Origin of the sequence: Bacillus sp. FJAT-27231, assembly GCF_001183975.1 — a bacterium.
GTDB classification, from domain to species: domain Bacteria; phylum Bacillota; class Bacilli; order Bacillales; family Domibacillaceae; genus Pseudobacillus; species Pseudobacillus wudalianchiensis.
The window spans coordinates 2154006-2175700 of record NZ_LFZU01000001.1 but is presented as its reverse complement, the minus strand read 5'-3'; the positions used below and the strand labels follow the sequence as shown (position 1 = coordinate 2175700).

At 39.2% G+C, this 21695-nt stretch carries 21 protein-coding genes and 1 riboswitch; of the genes, 16 read left to right on the top strand and 5 right to left on the bottom strand.

Annotated features, from left to right (window positions below; all coding sequences use genetic code 11):
* Nucleotides 1–301 precede the first annotated feature (301 nt).
* The 3 genes from AC623_RS10175 to AC623_RS10165 all read left to right on the top strand — a co-directional run bounded on the left by AC623_RS10175 (nt 302) and on the right by AC623_RS10165 (nt 5612).
* Nucleotides 302–1675 carry a sigma-54 interaction domain-containing protein gene (locus AC623_RS10175; protein ID WP_049662326.1) on the top strand — a complete coding sequence of 458 codons (1374 nt, stop codon included), beginning with the start codon at nt 302–304 and terminating at the stop codon, nt 1673–1675.
* A 370-nt stretch (nt 1676–2045) separates the two neighbouring features.
* Nucleotides 2046–3662, top strand: coding sequence for an amidohydrolase (locus AC623_RS10170; protein ID WP_049666493.1), 1617 nt, complete (start codon nt 2046–2048; stop codon nt 3660–3662).
* Between the two features lie 351 nt (nt 3663–4013).
* Nucleotides 4014–5612 (top strand): amidohydrolase, encoded by a 1599-nt coding sequence (locus AC623_RS10165; protein ID WP_049662325.1) that lies wholly within the window; start codon nt 4014–4016, stop codon nt 5610–5612.
* A gap of 292 nt (nt 5613–5904) precedes the next feature.
* Here the strand turns inward: AC623_RS10165 and AC623_RS10160 are convergent, their stop codons facing one another.
* Nucleotides 5905–6774 (bottom strand): LysR family transcriptional regulator, encoded by an 870-nt coding sequence (locus AC623_RS10160; protein ID WP_049662324.1) that lies wholly within the window; start codon nt 6772–6774, stop codon nt 5905–5907.
* Nucleotides 6775–7437: 663 nt separating this feature from the next.
* On the opposite strand from AC623_RS10160, the gene AC623_RS10150 reads away from it, so the two are divergent.
* Entirely contained in the window at nt 7438–8322 is an 885-nt protein-coding gene (locus tag AC623_RS10150) for a DMT family transporter (RefSeq protein WP_049662322.1), read from the top strand.
* A gap of 495 nt (nt 8323–8817) precedes the next feature.
* Here the strand turns inward: AC623_RS10150 and AC623_RS10145 are convergent, their stop codons facing one another.
* Both AC623_RS10145 and AC623_RS10140 read right to left on the bottom strand, forming a co-directional pair.
* Nucleotides 8818–9402, bottom strand: a complete 585-nt coding sequence (locus tag AC623_RS10145; protein WP_049662321.1) for a hypothetical protein — start codon at nt 9400–9402, stop codon at nt 8818–8820.
* 145 nt (nt 9403–9547) lie between these two features.
* Nucleotides 9548–10420: a LysR family transcriptional regulator gene (locus AC623_RS10140; RefSeq protein WP_049662320.1), complete on the bottom strand. Its 873-nt coding sequence runs from the start codon at nt 10418–10420 to the stop codon at nt 9548–9550.
* 124 nt (nt 10421–10544) lie between these two features.
* Between AC623_RS10140 and AC623_RS10135 the strand changes: the two genes are divergently transcribed.
* On the top strand, nt 10545–11645 hold the full coding sequence (locus tag AC623_RS10135) for an AbrB family transcriptional regulator (protein ID WP_049662319.1): 1101 nt from the start codon (nt 10545–10547) through the stop codon (nt 11643–11645).
* A gap of 101 nt (nt 11646–11746) precedes the next feature.
* Here AC623_RS10135 and AC623_RS22110 read toward each other — a convergent pair whose 3' ends face one another.
* Nucleotides 11747–11878, bottom strand: coding sequence for a hypothetical protein (locus AC623_RS22110; RefSeq protein ID WP_269429911.1), 132 nt, complete (start codon nt 11876–11878; stop codon nt 11747–11749).
* 213 nt (nt 11879–12091) lie between these two features.
* On the opposite strand from AC623_RS22110, the gene AC623_RS10130 reads away from it, so the two are divergent.
* The 11 genes from AC623_RS10130 to AC623_RS21750 all read left to right on the top strand — a co-directional run bounded on the left by AC623_RS10130 (nt 12092) and on the right by AC623_RS21750 (nt 21127).
* Nucleotides 12092–12439 (top strand): hypothetical protein, encoded by a 348-nt coding sequence (locus AC623_RS10130; protein ID WP_049662318.1) that lies wholly within the window; start codon nt 12092–12094, stop codon nt 12437–12439.
* Between the two features lie 201 nt (nt 12440–12640).
* Nucleotides 12641–12955: a hypothetical protein gene (locus tag AC623_RS10125; RefSeq protein WP_049662317.1), complete on the top strand. Its 315-nt coding sequence runs from the start codon at nt 12641–12643 to the stop codon at nt 12953–12955.
* A gap of 110 nt (nt 12956–13065) precedes the next feature.
* Nucleotides 13066–13284, top strand: a complete 219-nt coding sequence (locus AC623_RS10120; RefSeq protein WP_049662316.1) for a hypothetical protein — start codon at nt 13066–13068, stop codon at nt 13282–13284.
* A 137-nt stretch (nt 13285–13421) separates the two neighbouring features.
* Nucleotides 13422–13877 carry a spore coat protein gene (locus tag AC623_RS10115; RefSeq protein WP_231603458.1) on the top strand — a complete coding sequence of 152 codons (456 nt, stop codon included), beginning with the start codon at nt 13422–13424 and terminating at the stop codon, nt 13875–13877.
* Between the two features lie 33 nt (nt 13878–13910).
* Entirely contained in the window at nt 13911–14342 is a 432-nt protein-coding gene (locus tag AC623_RS10110) for a spore coat protein (RefSeq protein ID WP_049662315.1), read from the top strand.
* A gap of 100 nt (nt 14343–14442) precedes the next feature.
* The gene (locus AC623_RS10105; protein WP_049662314.1) at nt 14443–15072 is read left to right on the top strand and encodes a metal-dependent hydrolase; all 630 of its coding nucleotides are present in this window, start codon (nt 14443–14445) and stop codon (nt 15070–15072) included.
* Nucleotides 15073–15213: 141 nt separating this feature from the next.
* On the top strand, nt 15214–15627 hold the full coding sequence (locus AC623_RS10100; RefSeq protein WP_049662313.1) for a sporulation protein: 414 nt from the start codon (nt 15214–15216) through the stop codon (nt 15625–15627).
* A gap of 102 nt (nt 15628–15729) precedes the next feature.
* Nucleotides 15730–15907: riboswitch (cobalamin riboswitch) on the top strand.
* A 206-nt stretch (nt 15908–16113) separates the two neighbouring features.
* Complete coding sequence (locus AC623_RS10095) at nt 16114–18339, top strand: ribonucleoside-diphosphate reductase subunit alpha (RefSeq protein WP_049662312.1); 2226 nt, start codon at nt 16114–16116, stop codon at nt 18337–18339.
* Nucleotides 18340–18353: 14 nt separating this feature from the next.
* The gene (locus tag AC623_RS10090; protein ID WP_049662311.1) at nt 18354–19388 is read left to right on the top strand and encodes a ribonucleotide-diphosphate reductase subunit beta; all 1035 of its coding nucleotides are present in this window, start codon (nt 18354–18356) and stop codon (nt 19386–19388) included.
* A 148-nt stretch (nt 19389–19536) separates the two neighbouring features.
* Nucleotides 19537–20820, top strand: coding sequence for an acetyl-CoA hydrolase/transferase family protein (locus AC623_RS10085; protein WP_231603455.1), 1284 nt, complete (start codon nt 19537–19539; stop codon nt 20818–20820).
* Nucleotides 20821–20986: 166 nt separating this feature from the next.
* A complete protein-coding gene (locus AC623_RS21750; protein WP_176713704.1) occupies nt 20987–21127 on the top strand; it encodes a hypothetical protein in 141 nt (46 codons plus the stop codon).
* A gap of 86 nt (nt 21128–21213) precedes the next feature.
* On the opposite strand, the gene AC623_RS10080 is transcribed toward AC623_RS21750, so the two are convergent.
* Nucleotides 21214–21510 carry a DUF6509 family protein gene (locus AC623_RS10080; protein WP_049662310.1) on the bottom strand — a complete coding sequence of 99 codons (297 nt, stop codon included), beginning with the start codon at nt 21508–21510 and terminating at the stop codon, nt 21214–21216.
* Nucleotides 21511–21695 lie beyond the last annotated feature (185 nt).

Sequence of the window (21695 nt, the reverse complement as noted above, 5' to 3'; positions counted from 1 at the left end):
CTATTTGACCAAGAGGAATAGGCAGTATAAGTGAAAAGTCTCAATAGCTTGTGGAGAAATACTTTACTTTGCTGCTTTTGAATTCCATTCATGAACCAAAAGCTGGTTCGCTTTCGGTTTGTGCACTAGGAAAGACGCATGTTGATGAGTCTGCAAAAAAATCAATAACCCAATATAATAGGAACTAATTTTAAAAAATGAAATGGTACAATAAAAGCATGTTCCTCTTTAAGCGGATACTCGAGCAGCCGATCTGCTCATACATAGACACTTTTACACTAACTAGATAGGAGGAAAAAAGGTGAAGATCGATGTAGAAAGCTTTAAAGGCTTATCTGATTTTGACAACGTATTAATTGTCGATGCGAACGGAATGGTCATTTTCTATGACTTGGCCGATTTAAATATATTAAAAGAGCTTGATCTAAGACCTGAAAACTTTTTAGGAAAACATATCACTTCTTTCTATAAAGATTTAACAAATGAAAATAGCACATTGATGACTGTACTGAGAAGCGGAGTGCCGCTTTGCAACGTTAAGCAAGAGATGACAACAAACAAAGGGAATGCGTTCGTATCAGTTAACTCGACTTATCCGATTAAAGAAGGGGATCAAATTATCGGGGCTGTTGAGTTTTCAAAGCACTTTTTTGATAAGAAAAACATTCAGCATCTTGATAAATACGCGCGTCATAAAGTGTATCGTAAAAATGACACCATTTATACGATTGATGACATCATTACAGCAAATCCTAAAATGACCGCGATCAAACAAAAAATTGAAAAAATTTCCAAAACCGACTCGACAGTTTTAATTCATGGGAGAACAGGGACAGGAAAAGAAGTCATCGCCCAGGCAATTCACAATTTAAGTGACCGGTACAGCCACTCCTTCGTTTCTCTAAATTGCGGAGCAGTCCCGGCTAATCTGCTAGAAAGCACGTTGTTTGGCACAACGAAAGGGAGTTTTACGGGATCCGAAGACAAACCCGGTTTGTTTGAACAGGCCGAGGGAGGCACCCTGTTTTTAGATGAAATCAATTCTTTAGAGCTTAGCCTTCAAGTAAAGCTTTTAAAAGCAATAGAGGAAAAGTCGATTAGAAGGATCGGCGGCAAAAAAAATATCAGGTTAGATATTAGAGTCATTTCTGCTACGAACGAAGATCCTGATTTACTGCTTTCTGAAAAAAGGATGCGGGAAGATTTGTATTATCGGCTGGGAGTCGTACAACTTGATCTGCCCAGCTTAAAGGAACGGCAGGAGGATATCGAAGTATTGCTCCAGCATTATATTGAGTTTTATAACAATAACATGAACATTTTTATCGATGAAGTCGATCAGGAAGTGATTGATTGCTTTAAAGCATATAATTGGCCGGGGAATATTAGAGAATTAAAAAACGCGGTAGAAACTGCTTTTAATCATGCAAGTGACCATCGTATTACGATTGAAGATATACCGAGAAGAATTAGGGAGTATCAGATGGCTGCTCCTGTAAATCCTGTCATGAACAGTATGATCAGCTCTTTACGGGAAGCTGTGGAAGACTATGAAAAAAAGATTATTGAAAATGAATTAGAACAAACAAATGGTGTTATTGCTCAAGCGGCAAGAAGATTAGGGCTTTCCAAACAATCTTTAAAATATAAGATGGACAAATATAGACTGCGGTAAAAAAGTTTTTACGAAAGAGGGATAAATTTTTCCCTCTTTTTTTGCTTTTTTAATGAACTTTTTTCTTGCCAGCCAGTTTGAAAAATAATATCTGGCTTTATCCTTGCGGGTAAATAGGGCGTTTAATACGATTCATGAGGGAGATTTTTATTTTTTGGCACGAAAATTGCATGATAAAAATAATGATGAGTCTTTTTTACGCTTTCAATTTTGGCTGTCCTAAGCAAAATGCCAAACAATAAAACGATTGAATGAAAGCGGATAACTTCATGACTAAAAACAAATGAATGAATCAGCTGGCAGAGGAAAGCTATCCAATCGCCAAGAGAACGCATCTTAGAATTTTATTGTAGGAAGGAACATGATAAGCATGAATAACCAATATGAAACGACTTTTATAAATGGCAAGATCTTCACATCTAATCCCAATCAGCCATATGCAAGCGCTATGAAAGTACAGGATGGAAAGATTACATGGATCGGAAACGGAGAAGAGATTGAACAATGCAAAGGAAATGTCATTGATCTTCAAGGCCGACGAGTGCTTCCTGGTTTCATTGATGCCCATCTTCACCCCTGGCATTTAGCAATGTATTCTAAACAAATTGCGGCTCTTCCTCCGAATGTACATTCTATTGCCGAATTGATTGAACAAATTCGTGAGAGACGTAAAAGTTTAAAAGAAGGCCAATGGATTGAATGCTGGGGATACGATGAAGGGAAATTAGCAGAAGGCCGGATGCCGACGCGGTGGGATCTAGACGAAGCAGCTCCAGACGTTCCTGTCATCGCCAGCCGTTCATGTGTTCACATTGCTACAGTAAATAGCAAAGTATTAGAAATGGCTGGCATTACAAAGGATACACCAAATCCTCCAGGCGGACAAATTGATAAAGATGAAAACGGTGAACCAACAGGAGTTTTACGGGAAAATGCGAGAGAAATAGTATTTAAACTGATGCCTGTTCAAACAATGGAAGAAGATGCAGCTGCCCTAGCGGAGCTAAGTCCGAAATTGTTTGCCCACGGCATTACGGCCATCACAGACTTAATGTCAAGAACAGCGCCGGTTGATTATTTGGAAATGTATAAAAAAGGACAGGAAAAGGGTCTTAAGCAGCGAACAGTCCTTTACTATATGTGGGAAGACTTGCGCATGCAGCCGATTGAGGACAAAGAGCGGATAAATCGAAATAACCCTGTCCACATTGGAGGGATTAAACTATTCTCCGATGGAAGCATTTCCGGTCAAACAGCTTGGGTAAACCCGCCGTTTCTGGGAGAAGGAGAAAACTATGGCATTCCGACAACGTCAAAAGAAGAATTATTAGCAGCGGGTGAGGCTGCTAAGAAATACGGGATTCAATTAGTGATTCATGCGATGGGAGAGCAGGCAATCGATTTAATCGTCGATACGTTCTACGATAAAGAAGGCTGGTTAGAAGATGCACCGTCTGTCAGAATTGAGCACGTGACTTTGCCTACTCAACAAGCGATGAAACGCATGGCGGAAGCGAGAATTGGCATTGTTACGCAGCCTGTCTTCCTCTATGCAGAAATCGAAAGCTATTTGAAAAATCTGGGAGCGGAACGGACAAAAGAAACGTACCCAATTAAAACCATGCTGGAAATGGGAATAGAAGTGGCCTTTTCTTCAGACGCACCAGGAACAGCATGGGCTGATCCGGTCAATCCATTCCTCGGACTCAAATCCGCCGTTACACGTAAGGCTTATGAAGGAACAGATACAGGACAGGATGAACGAATCGATGTCGCTACGGCTATTGAGCTTTATACGCGGGCCGCTCAGCAGCTCACCCGTATTCCGCAGGTTGGCCAGTTAAAACCGGGATACCATGCCGATTTCATTGTGCTTGACCAGGATATACTTGAGATCAATCCAGAGAACATTGATGAAGTGCAAGTAGTGGAAACGTATATGGATGGAAACTGCGTGTATCAAAAAGAGGCTGCAGTAAACAATTAAACGAGGTGTTTTTCTGCAAGAAGAGAGGACATAAAGTTCTCTCTTCTTGCAGAATTTTTATTTTGAATATTTAGTCAGTTTTTTGCCGAGTGTATAATAAGAGATCTAACTCTGTTCTTACTTAGGTTCAGATTGAATACATGCTTTATTTTTAAAGATCCACTCATCGATCTGAACATCTAAAAGGGTTTGTTTTTCACCGAGCAGACAAAATTTTTAATTACTTTATTCCTAATAATGGTGTTTTTGATAAAATAATGACAGACTAGGGACCAAATTGGTAGTAGAACGAGTAGGAAATTTGTATCTGCAACAATTTAAATTCTACGGGATACTATAGGGGGAAACAGGATGCAAAAAACAATCTACACTAACGGAGTGGTTTATACGCTTGATGCGGCTCAACCGTTAGTGGAAACAGTTGTCGTGGAGAATGGAATCATTACAGAGGTTGGATCACATCGAGAGATGATTCAAAAATGGGGAGAGAACGACACCGAAATTATTGATTTACAAGGAAAGATGGTCACCCCTGGTTTGATCGACAGTCACCTTCATCTCTCAGGTATTGCTTTTCAATATTTGGATTTAAACTTAATTGGTGTAACATCCAAGCAAGAGATGCTAGACAGAATAAGAGAAAGAGCGAATGCAACACCACCGGGCAAATGGCTGTTAGGAATGGGGTGGGACGAAAATCTGTTTACTGACGGAACCATTCCGACGATTAAAGAATTGGATCAGGTCGCGCCGCATTGTCCAGTTTTCCTAAAGCGGATCTGTCATCATGCGTTTCTCGTTAACAGTAAAGCGCTTGAAGTGTGTCACTACCATCCTTCGATATCCGTACCGACAGGCGGAAGCATTGTTCTTGATGAGATAACGAAAAAGCCAACGGGCGTGTTGCTTGAGTCAGCTTCTAAACTGATTACAGAGCATATCCCAGAGCATACATATGATGAATTAAAGTTCGGCTTAGAACAAGCAATGGATCATGTCATGAAAAGAGGCATAACAAGCGTTCATACGAATGATCCAATCTATTTGGGCGGTTTTGATCAAACGTATCAACTGTATGATGAATTACTAAACGAAAAACAAAAAGGCCTGCGATGCAATCTTTTAATTGATTATCCGTTTCTTAACCGCTTAAAGGAAAGAGGAATGCATGCGGGATATGGGAATGATAAGCTGCAAATCGGAGCCATCAAAATCTTTGCAGATGGAGCATTTGGAAAGAGAACCGCTTTACTGTCGGAAGCTTACCATGACGCACCGGGTCAATTTGGGGAAGCGCAGCATAGTCAGGAAGAGCTTTACCAAATGGTGAAAGATGCAAGAGAGCACTCGATGCCAATCGCTGTCCATACAATTGGCGACCAGGCGGTGGAAAACGTTCTGCAAATCCTTGAGCAATTTCCAAGAGTACAGCATCGTGATCGGATTATCCACGTATCCCTGCTTCGGGAAGATGTAATCGAGCGTCTCGCGAAGCCAAATCTAGTTGTTGACATTCAACCGAGATTTATAGTGGGAGATTTTCCATGGGTTCAGGAAAGACTTGGGGAAGAGAGAATACAACATTTGTATGCGTGGAAATCCCTGCTTGCTGCTGGAGTGTTATGTGCCGGAGGATCAGATGCACCAGTTGAGCCAGTTGATCCATTATTAGGTATTCATGCAGCGGTTACTCGGAGAGCGCCTTCACAATCACACGATGGCTGGAATAAAAAAGAAAAAATCTCTATGCTTGATGCCCTAAAGACATTTACAATCGGCGGTGCTTATGCCACGAATGAGGAGCACAAAAAAGGAACTCTTTCACCAGGAAAGTTAGCGGATATGACGGTTTATTCGAATAATATTTTAGCGCTGGAAGATCCGGATGAGCTTTTGACCACTGACATTGAAATGACGATCGTAGGCGGAAAAATTATATATAAGAAGTAAATGGGAGAAGAGAATGCCTATAGATAACAGGCATTCTCTTTTTAAGTCAGTAAAACGAAGGAATGGCTGCAAGAAACACAAACGGAGAGTTGAAACAAAGTTCGATCATTTAAAAAAAGCATATCGTTTATAATAAGATTTAATCAAAAATCCTCCATATAGAAATTCGTTATTTTTATAGTATAGAAAAGGTCAAAATAATAAGTACTATCATTTAATAAGTTTATAAATGGAAAAGTTTTTTCAATAGCAAGGCTTGCTTTTTAACAATTGGCCTGTAACAGAGGATTTTTCACTCTCTTTTTCTAAAGGGTAAATATTCCAAAAAACTCTTAGCCGCAAGTGAAAGCAATCTTTGCTCTCTCATAGCAAGGCCAATATTTCGAAAAGCAGGCACTTCAAGTTCTTTCGCTATAACTTGGTAAGGAATACGGTGTAAAATCAGCTCTGGCAATATACTGATTCCTAACCCGTTTTCCACCATAGACATAATGGCATAGTCATCCCATGTAGTAAAATGAACTAACGGTGAAATTTGATGCTTTTCAAAAATTTCGGATATTTCTGCTTTTGCCCCCTTTTCCAATAGCATAAAGGGACTGTGCAATAATTCGCTGATTGGAAATTTATCGCAATCAGCAAGTGGATGATCTCGAGGTATGACTACCAGCAAACGGTCCTGCTCTAAAAAGATCGTTTCAAGTTCAGCTTTTGTCGGCAGCCGTAAAAACCCAAAGTCGACACGTCCTTCGATAATCCAGTTTTCAATTTCTGTATAATCACCTAAAAGCAATTCAAAATCAATATTGGGATAATCCTTTTTAAAGAATTTAATCATATTAGGCAGCCAGTGAGTTGCCACACTTGAAAATGTTCCGATACGGATGATCCCAGATTGCATATCGTGTAAGTCCTCGACCTGCCTCATTAAAATTTCATGTTCATTACAGATTCGCCGTAACTGGGGCAGTAATTGTAAGCCGTCAGATGTTAAACTAATACCGGCACGCCCTCTTTCCAAAAGGGACATCCCCCATTCCAATTCTAAATCTTTAATCATACGGCTGATGCCAGACTGTGTATAGTTTAATGCTTCAGCCGCTCTTGTAAAGCTCCCATATTCTACTGCTTTCACAAACGCCATATATTTTTGGATATTCATAACTCTATCTCCCTTACATCCGATTTTGTCATAGATGACATGAGAAACATTTGATTCTGTAATACATATGAGTATGCTATGCTATTGCTATTGTAAAATCAAGTTTGAAAGGGATGAGTATTTAACGATGTTTTATGTGAGTGATTTTATGCAAAAAGTACCTGACAGTTATAAATTCATCTTTACAAGAAATGGTCTACGTATCATTAAAAAAGTTAGAAACTTCATTTGAACGTGTAGATACTGATAAAGCAATTTCAATGGAGGATTGTAGTGAAATCAATAAAAATTGAATATGAAAATGGTAAAAAAGCTTTTCCTTTGTAACTACCGCAGATAAGCTATTCAAATTCAAGGATTTCAGCCATGAATTCAATATTTCATTAGTTTCCTTTGCTTCTTTAGAACAGATGGAAAATATTTTGGGCGTTAAAGTTGGGGCTGCTACTGTATTTGGCATTTTAAAAGGCAAGGAAAATCTCGCACAAGTTATTTTTTGATAAAGATGCGCTTCTAGAAGAGTGTTATGGATGTAGCGATGGGATGACAACGGGATATATGAAAGTGAAAACAATGGAGGTTATAGATAAATTTCTGCCTTCTAAAAAGTACAAGCCGACTGTTATTCAAATATAGATTTTAGTAGAAGTATGGTGATTAAGAATGAAAAGTGCATATTTCAAATATGTGGTCGCACTGCTCCTATTTGGCTCCAATGGAGTGGTTGCAAGTTACATTTTATTGAACAGTTACGAAATTGTTTATTTACGGACTTTGATTGGCAGCATATTTCTGATTTTCGTATTTGCGCTGTCTAAGCAGAAAGCACAGTTCTGGAAAAATAAATCCCACTTTCTGTATTTAGTAATATCCAGCGTGGCGATGGGGGCAAGCTGGATATTTTTATTTGAGGCTTACACACAAATCGGCGTAAGTATTGCCACTCTTGCTTATTATTGCGGCCCTGTAATCGTTATGATTCTTTCACCACTTATCTTTAAGGAAAAGATGACAAGCGCTAAACTACTTGGATTTTTTGCAGTGATAATTGGAATGCTTTGTGTAAACGGACAAGCTTTTACCCAGGGAAGAATCTCCTTGGGGTTGATTTTTGGAATATTATCGGCAATCATGTATGTCATTATGGTGGTTTTCAATAAAAAGGCTGTAAGCATAACGGGGCTTGAAAATGCCACGTGCCAGTTAGTTATTAGCTTTATAACGGTTGTCATTTTTATGGGCTTGAAGCAAGGGCTTTCGGTTAATATGATGGAAGGGAATTTGCTCCCTATACTGATACTAGGCGTTATAAACACGGGAATCGGTTGTTACTTCTATTTTTCTTCCATAGGTCAGCTGCCTGTTCAGTCGGTGTCCATTCTCGGGTATTTGGAACCTCTCTCAGCATTGATTTTTTCAGCTGCTATATTAGGAGAAAAGTTAAGCCTTGTGCAAATAGCCGGGGCTGTGTTGATCTTAGGAGGTGCAGCATATGGGGAACTGTTTCGATCGGGAAATAAACTAAAGGAAGCAAAAGGTGAAAATTAAGCGGAAGCTGCTATGGTTTCTCTTGAACACCTTGCTATGATTCATTGGTTGGAAGGGGATCGGAATACGTTAAACCACTTTATTATCTCTGTCTTTTGCAATTAACGAGTGCATTAGTAAAAGAAGACTAAATTGGTTTTGAGACTGAAAACATACATTAAGTTATTCCACAATCGGGCGCAATTGTAGGGCGTCACAGGTAGAAAATGATCAAACTTTTCTATAAAACAGAAACTTAAATCTATTGAGAAAGACTCCAATTTGATCAGCTTTTTTCAAATTGGAGTCTTTCCATTTATCGTAGAGTACTGATTGGTGAGGGGTGTCCGAACAAACCTTATTTTAAAGTAGCAACAGGTTATCTTTGTCTATTGGATCTTTTGTCCAATAATCCTTTGGCAGAATCAAATGAACGGCCGTTCCCAAATCTAGTTTGTCTCGTTAGGGCTCTCTATAAGTAAGTTTTAGTCGTTTATGAGTATAGAACAGGCTAATTTAACCAAAAGACGCATGAATCATAAATAAAATAATAAAACCAATTGCCAACTTTAAATGCCATTTTTTATCTTTTCTCTTGAATCGTTTCAACCCCATAAATAAGAGAAAACCTAAGAGAACGATCGCCAGGATTCCCGTAATATTGGTGAAATCCCATTCAAAGCCCCTTATAACAGCTAAATATCCGTGAAGTAAAATTAGACCTGTAGATACTAGAGCAAGAGGGACATGCCATTTCCTGAGAACTTTTCCGAGAAGCTGGAGGAAGCTTTTTAATTGAAAGCCCCGCCACGTTATCGTTTTTAACCGTTGCCATTTCAATAAAAGAAAAACGGGATAGATAGCAAAAACGGCAAAGTATATAATTCTTGAAATAGAGCCCAGCTGTTTTAAGAATTCCTTATAGTGTTTGTGTTCTTGCGACATTAGCTGTTGTTGATTGAGAGAAATGAGTAAAAGTCCAATCAACAACAAACAAGCAGTTATAAGCAAACTAACGGCAATGGTTCTTTGTTCTTTCGGGTTTGGAACATGAATTGATAAAAAGGAAGTATTTTTGCTTGTTTTTTGTTTTGGATTCATTGTCTATACCTCTACCATTTGATATAAAGCGTACGATTAGCATAAACGAGAAAAATGAAAATTTAATGAAAATCAGATGAAAAGCCTATAAATATTTTTTCCCTGAAGCAGCAAAAAAGGATAGCCTTCTCTATAGAGAGAAAAACTACTTGATTTTTTCTAAATCAATCCGTTCAATAAATTCAACAAATGCCCTAACGATATTAAGCTGAAGCGATTCCTCGTGAAAAACCATCCATGTTTTTCGAATAATCGGCTGTCCATCTTTTGTACGAAGCGCTATTTTATAAATATCTTTTAAATCGTTTAAAAGCATACCGGGTAAAATAGAATAACCTAAGCCATTGGCCATCATATTTTTGCTTGTGCCTGCTTTATCGACGTCGATGCTGACAAGCGGAGGTTTTGTATAGTTTTCAGCCCACCAATTATCGACGACCGTTCGCAAGTTTTGGTCAGTATGGTAGTCAATCCGCGGCAGTTCAGGTAAATCCTTTAATGCTATTTTTTCTGTTGAGGCAATATAAATGGGTTCTTCAAATAACAGCTTTTTGCCGCCTTTCCAGCTATAATCCCCTTTAATAAAGGCCACGTGTACATCTTGATTATAAGCTAAATGAATAATGTCATTGCTCCAGCCGGTTGTTACTTTAAATTCAATATTAGGGTACTCATCTTTAAAAAGTTTGAGCAGCCCAGGAAGTTTATAATCAGTAAAAAAAGTAGAAACACCAAGCCGGAGTGTACCGGTTATTTTATTTTCCATATTTAGAACATTTTCTTTAATATGCTGCAGTTTTAACAGCATGTCGTCGGCGCATTTTGCCAGGTACTCTCCTTGAGGGGTAAATTGTACGCCGCGTCTTCCGCGATTAACAATTTGAACACCGAATTCTTTTTCGATTTGCTTCAAACGGTTCGTCAGTGCGGGTTGAGAAATATACAGGTTGTTAGCTGCTTTTGTTATGTTTTTTTCATGAAACAACGTCTGTAACACAAGCCAATCCCGATCGTCCATCCTTTACTTTCCTTTCTGGTATAACTTTATTTTATGTTTAAATATAAAAAAGCAATATTTTATTTATTTCTTTTTTCTTATTATAATTAGTTATAGAGAATAAGAAAAGAAAGAAGAGGATTAAATGAAAGAAAATAAGTGGATCGTTCTCATAGTAAGTGCTATGGGAGGTCTATTATTGTCATGGATAGGTCTTTCAATTGGCTGGATGTTGGGGACACTGATAGTAGCGGCAAGCATTTCTTTTGCTTTTCCTCAATTTTCAGGAGCGAACAAGATACCGAAAAGCTGGCTATCCATTGGTCAGCTCATATTAGGGATTGAACTTGGGCAAAAAATTAATTTATCTGTTTTAACTGCTTTCCAATCACACTGGATGGTCATTAGTTTAATGCTCATCTTATCTGTTCTTTTTTCTTTGCTTTCTGGTTTCGTTCTTTGGAAGTTTAGCCGTTCAGATATGCTAACAAGCTTTTTCGGTACAGCACCAGGAGGATTATCAGCAATGCCGGCTTTGGCAGAAGAGGTGGGAGCCAACACCGCCGTTGTGAGCATCATTCAAACGATGCGCGTGTTTTTAGTTGTTTTAACCATTCCGGTTATCGTATCACTTTGGGCCATTCATCCAGCTGCTGAGCCAGCTATTCAACATGCTTCAAGTGGATTTGATCCGCTCCAGCTGCTTTGGACAGCTGTATTAGCGATGGCAGCGTGGGGAGGGTATTATGCAGGGGAACATTTGAAATTCCCAGCCCCTTGGCTGCTTGGAAGCATGACGACTGTAGCGATTGTCCAGTCGTTGAGCTCAGTGTATGCTGGTCATAATATGGTAGCCTATTGGCCGCATAGCTTAACTATTTTGTCACAAATTTTAATTGCAGTATCGATTGGGTCTCGTTTTCATAAAAAGATGTTTGCCGGATTAAAGCAAACAATCATGGTTGGATTGATGAGTACAGTGGGATTAATCGCTGTCATGTTTATTTGTGCGTATCTTGTTTCTGTATTAACGGGCATCGACTTCAAAACAGCGGCTCTTGCTTTTGCACCAGGAGGAATTGCTGAAATGGCGACGACTGCTGTTGTATTGGATGCAGATTCTACGTTTGTTGTGGCGGTGCAAGTACTTAGAATCTTAGCCGTCTGTCTCATTCTTCCCCCAATTTTCCGCCTTCTGCACATGTGGGAGTTACAGAAAGAGGTTCATACCCATGCGTCTGCATAATAAAGCCGGCCTTGGTATTGCTTATTTTATCGATTTTCTCTCTTACAAACAAAAGAGCAGTCTAAAAGCTGGTGAATAACCGTTTTCAGACTGCTCATTTTTTAATGGATCTTTTCTTCTCTCATTTCAATAAGTTCTTCGCTCATTTGTCTGATTCGATCAGACAATTCAAGAACAATTTCTTCTAATTGGGTCACTCTAATTAATAGCTTTTCTTCGTCTAGTTTTTTCATGTTTCTCCTCCTAAAACTGCCATCATTCAAAACATACATACCTTATTATTGATATTATCTTTTTTTGCCTTCTTTAAACTTTTCGAAAAAAGTTTTTCTTCCGAAGAATATATGACCTCACGGGTAAAAAGAAGAAAAGTGGGTACAGTAATAGAAATGGGAAAAGTGATGTTTGAAGGGCACCATATAGAGAGGAAGAGGAGGTGTTATCAGGTGGAACTACTATTACTTTTTACAGGTGCATTGTTTTTTGGGCTTTATTTACAGCGTAAAAAACAATCGTCAAACTATAAAATAGATCAAGGAATGTTGATGACAAATGATTCGTTAAATCAAGTCAATATTCCATTAACAGAAATTGTGGACGTGGTGAGAATCGGAAAAAATGCAAAGCCGAATTTCTGGTTTAATCTTGAGTCAATTTCGGGAAGACTGGACAATGTAGCCATCTTCACTCGTTCCAATGTATCCTATCTTTTAAGAGTAAGAAATGGCCGAGCATTTATTAGAGAGTTAAAAGAGCAAAAGTCAAATGGGTATAGAAAAGCTGAAGTGATCTAATGCAGAAGACAAGGCCCCACAATTATAATGGGGCTGCGTTTTTATGAGGAAATTTAATTTCATCAAGGGCTTATAATCAATTAACATAATTAAATTATGTAAAACCAATTTGCGGGTGAAAATTTTTGTTTACAAAGTAACGTAAAGCTGATAGGTTATAGTTGTTATTATCTATCACACAGCGAAAAAGAGGTATAATACATGACACCCTTTATAAATGAGGACGCAGTTCCCGAATGCACGGCTACTGATACCGAATATTGTTGGAAAAAGAATATTATTAAAGTAGATAAAGGATTTCTAGTTAGCAAAGGTCCGGTCACAAATATTCGTGTTCCAATTCATCATATAGATACCGTTGTATATTCAATGAATCCAAAAAAACCAGCTATCGTACCTGGATTGAAAATCATTGGCAAAGGAACAGTGCTGGCGGAACTAGATATTTCTGGAGAGTATATTGAAAGTGTACAGGATTGGCTTCTTCAGATTATTGATCGTCACTCTAACATGTAACCCTGTGACCCCACACAGGGTTTTTTGTGTGGAAAAATGAACAGGTTCCTCTTTGGATGACTGTTGCATATAGTAAAAGAACAGAGCGTCAACAAAAAGGAGGGATACGTATGAGTGATTCATCCCAAAATTCTAATGGAATCCCCAATAAAATCATTGACTTGCTTGTCAGTGACATCTTTCAAAAAAATGATATCAATATAGAAGAAGCAAAAAAGAAGCTCTCTAAGGAACAAAAACAGTTATTGAAAGAATTAGTCGAGGATTTGTCTCATCAAGTAGATACATTTATGGACCAATCTTTTTCTATAAAAAAAGAAGAGAAATAAGGTCATCATTAAACGCCTCTAAGCAGGCGTTTTTTCTTTTGAAAAAAATGGGTACAACCTATGGGTGATTGTTACAAGCCGTTAAATCGACAGGCTAATATAATATTACATATCCAATGAAAAGGAGAGTGAAAATCATGTCAAATTCTCGTAACAAGCGTAAACACGAGCAAAAAGAAAATATGAACAAACATCACAATAACCGCAATAATTTTAGAGAAGCTGATATTTTACAAGACGCTATGGAATTCTCGACTATCGACCAAGAGTCTGATGAGTTAATTTTCATTAACGAGTCTTGTAACGTTACTGTACGTACAACGGATACTCAAGCAGCTGTTTCTCTACAAGTAGGCTTACAATTGGCCATTGCATTGGTCATCAGCATTACGGTTGGCAATAACGAACGCGGCAGGGTTGTAGCACAAGATATTATTCAGCAATTTAATTCTGAACAAATCAATAGACAAAGAACGATCATAGACAATTCAAAAGATGTAAACATCAGAACGGTCGATACTGACTTGGCTGTAAACATTCAAGCATTGTTGCAAGTGTTAGTGGCACTAGTAGCTAAATTAGATATTTTATAAATTAAAACAAAAAAGGAAAGAGAGGTGAAAAATATGCGTGAAAAAAAGTGGAGAGCATTAGATCATTGCGATGAGTCCAATCGTAATAACGAGGCAGAGGTCTCACAAGAGGCGGAGCAGTCTGTAACGACTGAGCAGATTTCTTATGAATGGATTATCGTAAGGGATTCCGAAGGTGTTGATATTACTACAACCGATACACAAGTAGCAGTGTCTTTGCAATTGGGGATTCAAGCTGCCATTGCTGCTGTTATTAAAATCATTATTGGCGATACAGACCAGGGGAATAATATTGTCCAAGACATTAGGCAATTTACTACAACAGCACAGCGGAACAACCAAAGAATCGTTGTTCAAGGCTCAAAAAATGTAGAAGTTGTGACAATTGACACCGACATAGCCGTCAATATCCAAGTATTGCTTCAAATTTTATTAGCTATTGTTGTAAAGCTTGATGTATTATAAGGCATCCAAAAATAGCATTGATGGTTTCATCAATGCTATTTTTTATAGAATAAAGAACATCTGTTTGTTATAATGGGGAAAAAGAAAAGGATGGTAACAGATGAAAGGATCGGCTCATTTGGCTATTGGAGGAGCCTCCGGATTAGCCACAGCTGTTTATTTACATACAGACCCACTTACTACAGCAGGCTTAATTGGCATTGGGGCAATCGCTGGCCTTGCTCCTGACCTTGATGTAAACGGCAAGCTGTCCAATCGAATTACGATATCGAAAAAATGGTTAATTTTATTTTTTGCCACTGCAGGGCTGCTTTTAATGGGCTACAGTTATCTAAAGCTGAATGGTTTCGTGCAATCGGCGGGTTTTACTGTTGGTATAGGCTTAACAGTATTACCACGGCTGTTTATCAAGCAGCGGATGATGCTGTTTATAACAGGAGCTGCTCTGGCGATTGCCGCCTGGTACATGGGTATCTTTTGGCTGCTGCTGCTAAGTGCATTTATTATGGTCTCTTCCTTTTTATCGCACCGCTCTTTAACTCACTCGTTAATTGGATCAGCTTGTTTTGCAGGGATTGCGTGGCAATTTCAGCAAAGTGTTGGGCTCGAAGGCAGCTTTTTAGCGGCTTCTATCGCGTATATGAGTCATCTAGTGGCAGATATGAAAATATGGCCGGCTAATAAGAGGGGGATTAAATGGTTTCAGCCTCTCTTTAATAGAGAATTTTAAGCGTGCTTTGTATAAAGCATGCTTTTTTCAAAAACAAAATGTGCAAAATTCAAATACAGTTAACAACCAGCAAAGAAAAGATTAACAAGAAAACATCGGGGAATATTAAACTAAATTGGATAGAAAGAAAGGAGGTATTTCATGTGGAAACATATTTTGTCTAGTATTGGCATTGGTGGAGTCGAGATCGATACCGCTCTTCCAAAAATGACCTATCAAAGAGGAGACAAAATTGAAGGGAAGGTTCTAATTAATGGCGGGCAGGCGCCAGAACCGATCGAGACTTTAATCGTTTCAGTGCATGTCCAAATGGATAAGATACGGGAAGATAGCGATTTTTCCTATATTGATAAGAAGTTAAAAGAAATAGTCATTCCCATCCAACGAGATATTAAACCGAGAGAAAACATCACCATTCCTTTTTCTCTTGAAATTGATCCCGGGCATCCGCCTACAAATGATAAGAATAAAACTTTTTTAAAAACAACCGCTGTTATTCCACAAGCTGTTGACCCTTCTGATCAGGATGAATTGATTATTTTAACTACAGAGTGAGTAAAGACCGAAGTAAGTAAAAAGTTCATTCGGGGTTGCCTCCGGTAACGATCATTGTTATACTAATCCGGACACAACATTTAGTGGTAATGTTATAATTAAATCAATATTTAGTAAAAAGGTGCTATTGCAGCTTAATAGGGAATTCGGTGAAATACCGAAGCTGTACCCGCAACTGTAAGTGTGGACGACCGCAGATAAATCCACTGTCGAATAGACGGGAAGGAATGTGGAAGGAAGAAGCATAAGCCAGGAGACCTGCCTTTTTACAGCGTTTACTCTTCTTCGGGAGTTGGGAAGAAAGCGCGGAGAAAACGACAATGTCTTTTATTCAGACAGGCTCTTTATTGTGTACAAGGGCAGGTCTGTCTCACTTTGTGAAAAGATTATTTCTTCGCCCTCATCCCATCTTTCATCTAGAAAGATGGTTTTTTTGTTGCTAAAAAAATCTCTTTCTAAACTACTGATCGTTTAGGAGGAATAGAGATGATTCAAACCGTACAAAGCATAGCAGAAGAGGCATTTATTGAAATTCAAAGGGAATTTCCCCATATTGAACTGGCAAGCTATGAAAATAAGATAAAGGGAACACTTGATACGAGAGAAGAGTGGACAGATGAGCAAGTTTGGCAGCTGCTTTTACATTCAGCAGTTGAGCGGATCACGAGCACGGAACCAGATTGGACATTTATCGCAGCCCGATTGTATTTAAAACAACTATATAAGCAGGCAGCGACAACACGCGGGGAGAAATTGGCTGGATACGGAGATTTCTCGGGGCTCATCCAGCTCTTAATTGAAGAAGGAATATACAATCCTCATTTAAACACTTCTTATACAAAAGACGAAATAGAAGAGCTAAGTAAGCTGATTGATCCTGAGAAGGACAAATTATTTACATACATTGGGATTGTCACATTAAGTGAAAGATATTTAGCCCGTACACTAGATAAGCAGCCAGCAGAGCTTCCGCAGGAAAGATGGCTCATTATTGCAATGACCTTAATGATGAATGAACCTAAATCAACACGGCTGCACTATGTGAAGGAAGCCTATTGGGCGCTTTCTAATTTATATATGACAACCGCTACTCCAACGCTTGCGAATGCGGGAAAATCATATGGCCAACTGTCAAGCTGCTTCATTGATACAGTGGATGACAGCTTGCAAGGAATTTTTGATGCCAATACGGATGCAGCTAATTTAAGTAAGAACGGCGGCGGACTTGGGATTTATTTAGGGAAAATTCGCAGCCAGGGAAGTGACATTAAAGGATTTAAAAATGTGAGCTCGGGTGTGATTCCTTGGATGAAACAGCTGAATAATACGGCCGTATCCGTCGATCAGCTCGGCCAGCGTCAAGGAGCGATTGCTGTTTATTTGGATATTTGGCACAAAGATATTTTCTCATTTTTGGAAACCCGGTTGAATAATGGAGACGAACGCCGCAGAACACACGACTTATTCACGGGTGTCACTATTCCTGACTTATTTATGGAAGCAGTCGATAAACGAGAAGATTGGCATTTATTTGACCCTCATGAAGTAAGAAAAGTGATGGGTTACTCTCTTGAAGATTCATTTGATGAGAAAAGGGGAGAGGGAACGTTTAGAACGAGATATAAAGAGTGCGTAGCTCATCCGCACATAAGTAAAAAAACAGTTCCGGCTATCGAGATTATGAAAGCCATTATGATTTCCCAGCTTGAAACAGGCACACCTTACATGTTTTACCGAGACACCGTTAACCGGGCGAATCCGAATAAGCACACCGGAATGGTTTACGCAAGCAATCTTTGCACAGAAATCTGTCAAAATATGAGTCCGACGGTCGTAATCGAAGAAAAAACAGAAGACGGAAAAATCGTGGTTACAAAAGATCCTGGTGATTACGTCGTTTGTAACCTCTCGTCCATTTCTTTAGCCCGTGCCGTGATGGATGAAGTGCTTGAACGCTTAATCCCCATCCAAGTAAGAATGCTCGATAACGTTATCGACATGAACAATATTCCTGTTTTACAAGCGCAGCTGACGAACAAGAAATACAGAGGAATTGGACTTGGCACATTTGGCTGGCAGCATTTGCTTGCCTTAAAGGGGTTGAGCTGGGAATCAAACGAAGCAGTCCATTATTGTGATGAATTGTATGAGCAAATTGCCTTTTTAACGATTCAAGCAAGTGCGGAACTTGCAGCAGAAAAAGGTTCATATCCGGTCTTTGCAGGATCAGATTGGGATAGTGGTGCCTACTTTGAACAACGTGATTATAATGGAGCAAAGTGGCAGCAGTTAAAGGAAACAGTCAAAACATCTGGTATGAGAAATGGTTATTTGCTGGCGGTCGCTCCAAACTCATCCACCGCTTTGATCGCGGGTTCAACAGCTGGAATTGATCCAATTTTCCGTAAAGAATATATGGAAGAAAAGAAAAATTACAAAATACCTGTGACAGCGCCTGACTTGTCAGCTCAGACGACATGGTACTACAAAACCGTTTATTTCATTGATCAGCATTGGAGCATTCGCCAAAATGCCAAGCGCCAGCGCCATATTGATCAGGCTGTATCCTTTAATTTATATGTGCGCAACGATATTAAAGCGAAAGCCTTGTTAGACTTACACCTAGATGCATGGGAATCGGGATTAAAGACGACTTATTATGTGCGGTCTACCGCTTCTGATATTGAAGAATGTGAAAGCTGTCATTCATAAGGAGGAGAATAGTTATGAAGCTTAAGAAAAGGGAGATTATCGATCACAGTGCACCCAATCGGTCTACCGCTATTATTAATGGAAGAAGCTCCAACATTTTAAACTGGGATGACGTGCGTTTTAGCTGGGCTTATCCGAAGTATAAGAGAATGCTAGCGAACTTTTGGACGCCGTTTGAGATTAACATGACGAAAGACCGTCAGCAATTTAGTGAACTGACGCCTGATGAAAGAAATGCATTTTTGAAGATTATTGGCTTGCTCGCTTTGCTTGACAGCATTCAAACTGATTATGCCGGCAGAGCAGCGGACTATTTAACGGATTCCAGCTTGCATGCTTTGATGATTATTCTTGCTCAGCAGGAAGTGATCCATAATCATTCCTACAGCTATGTTCTTTCTAGCGTAGCTGATAAGGAAACACAAGATCGTGTATTTGATTTTTGGCGCACTGAACCGATTCTTCAAGAACGTAATGAATTTGTGACAAAAGGATATGAAGCATTTTCTCACGAACCAACCATTGAGAATTTTCTTAAATCCGTCATTTATGATGTGATATTAGAAGGTCTTTTCTTCTATTCTGGCTTTGCCTTTTTCTACAACTTAGCCCGCAATCAAAAAATGATCGCCACTAGTACGATGATCAATTATATTAATCGCGATGAACAGCTTCATGTTGGGCTGTTTGAAAAGATTTTTAAAGAAGTGCTGAACGAAAACCCAGAATATGATACAGAAGAACTGCGGGCTTATGGGCAAGAAGCTTTCCGACAGGCAGCGGAACTTGAAATTGAATGGGGAAAATCGATTATTGGCCACAAAATAGATGGCATTCAAATGAACGAGCTAGAAAGCTATATCAGATTCATGGCAAATAAACGAGCCGAACAGCTAGGCTTTTCGGCACCATTTGAAGGGTATCGGACAAATCCAATGCGCTGGATTATCGCTTATCAAGAAGTAGACCTCGGCAAAACAGACTTTTTTGAACAAAAGTCACGCGCCTATACAAAGACAAGTGAAGCGAATGGCTTTGACGAGTTATAAATATAGTCATCTATTTGTTTGCCCATCATCATAAAACTAGACTGCTTGACAACCAATAGCCAGTATATATGATAAAGACAAGACATCTTCTCTTTTCATAAAGAGAAAGCATGAAAAAATTGTCAAACGGCTTAAGGGAGTGTCGTCCGTGGCGAATGAAAAAGAATATCAAAAAAAGTTGATGAAGGCAGACGAAGCAGTTCGCTTGATTGAAGCAGGCGACGATATTATCGTCCCTTTAATGGCTGGCGAACCACCAGCTTTGCTGGCAGCACTTGAAAAGAGAGAAGATTTAAAAGAAAACCGGCTATTCCAAATGTTAACGTCCCGGCCAGCGATTCGAAAGAAGCCAGAAGAGCTAAAAGTCATTTCGATGTTTTTAGCAGCTGGCGATCGACACGCGTTTCAGGAAGGCGCTGTGGACCTGCTGCCTAATCACTTTTCGGACGTACCGGCATTGTTAAAAGAAATAACAGACCAACAGGTGATAATGGCCACTGTTTCACCGATGGATGAGAACGGCTTTTTTTCTCTGGGAACGAATTGCGATTATACCGCACCGCTCGCTAGAACCGCCAAAACGATTTTACTGGAAGTAAATGAATACATGCCGCGAACTTATGGGAGGAATCAAATTCACCTTTCGGAAGTCACAGCGCTCATTGAGCATCATCAGCCATTAATAGAATCTCCAGTGCCTGTCATTACGGAAAAAGATGAAAAAATCGGCCGCTATGTTGCGAGTCTTATTAAAGATGGGGATAGCTTGCAAATTGGATTCGGGGCGATTCCGAATGCGGTAATGAAGTCTTTGACAAATTATCAGGATTTATCTATTTTGACAGAAATGATACCCGATCAATTAGTAGAGCTTTATCAGAGTGGAGCCGTCACGAATCGGAGGCGCACGGATTACCCTGGAAAAACAACAGCAACATTCGCTTATGGCACGAAGAAGCTGTATGACTTCATGCATGAAAATAGAGATATTTTTATGCTGCCGGTAAATGAAACAAATGACGTTCGCCGTGTTTCTCAAATAGACAACATGGTCACGATTAATGCAGCTATTGAAGTTGATTTTCTGGGCCAGTGCAATGCAGAGAAGGCTGGGAACACGTATTGGTCCTCATCCGGAGGGCAGTCGGACTTTGGGGTTTCCGCGCGTTTATCGCAAGGAGGCAGAGGAATTATTTGTTTGCATTCCACAACCAAAAATGATAGCATCTCCAAAATCGTTCCTGCTTTAGCTTTAGGTACACCAGTAACCACTTCGAAAAACGACGTGGATTATGTCGTGACGGAATATGGGATCGCCCAGCTGCGGGGAAAAACCATTCGAGAGCGTGTAAAGGCCCTAATTCAAATTGCTCATCCAAAGTTTCAGGAAGAGCTGGCTTATGAGGCGAAAAAATTAGGATACTTCCTTTAATGAAGGAAGCGGATAGACGCGAATTTCGTTGTCTATCCGCTTTTTATCGTTTATTTTCCGAATATTTCGGGTAAAGTGGAGGCAAAGGATTGACATCACTTTCTAGCTGTTATACATTAATTTTAATAAAATTGTTTTGTTATATAACAGGAAGGAGGTGAGTGTTATGGAGATATATCGCGAAGCTTATGAGTATTATATGGAAAGCTGTGAAAATTACGAAATGGAATCAATTAGTTTTTACCACTTCGTTAAGCATTTAACAGAAGAACAGTTGCAGGAGTATATGAAGAGTGAGATAAAATAGAGGATGTGATTACTACGGAAACATTAACAGAAGAAATAAGTTGAACCCCGCTAGCGACGATCTGTTTGCAGGCGGGGTATTGTCCGTTATTCAGCTTCTTCACTAGGAAGGTGATCATGACAGTAAGCTGCCACAAGAGCTTCCTCTTCTTCTTCTAGTTCAAAGTCAAGAACTTCTCCTGTTGCTCTGTCATGCAAATGATAATGAATGATCTTTTCCTCATCCCCATCGACTAAATAAAGTACGCGAATATAAAATCCAGATTCAGAATAGAGTTCATCCTCTTCCTCTACGTTTGCATACAGATGAAATTCAAATCTCTCTCCGGCAAGCAATCCAAATGGATCTTCAAGAAGCTCAACCGTATGGTGTGTAATATTCATTTATTGATCCGTCCTTTGAAAGTAATATAGGTCCGTTTTATTTTACCACAAATCTTGTGAACAAAAGCATACCAGGTTTTTTCACTTGAAAATACAGGTATGATTATTATAAGATTCGTCTACACTTTCTAGTGAATTGACATTCCTTTTACTAATTGAAATGGAAAAAAATATAACAATCTTAG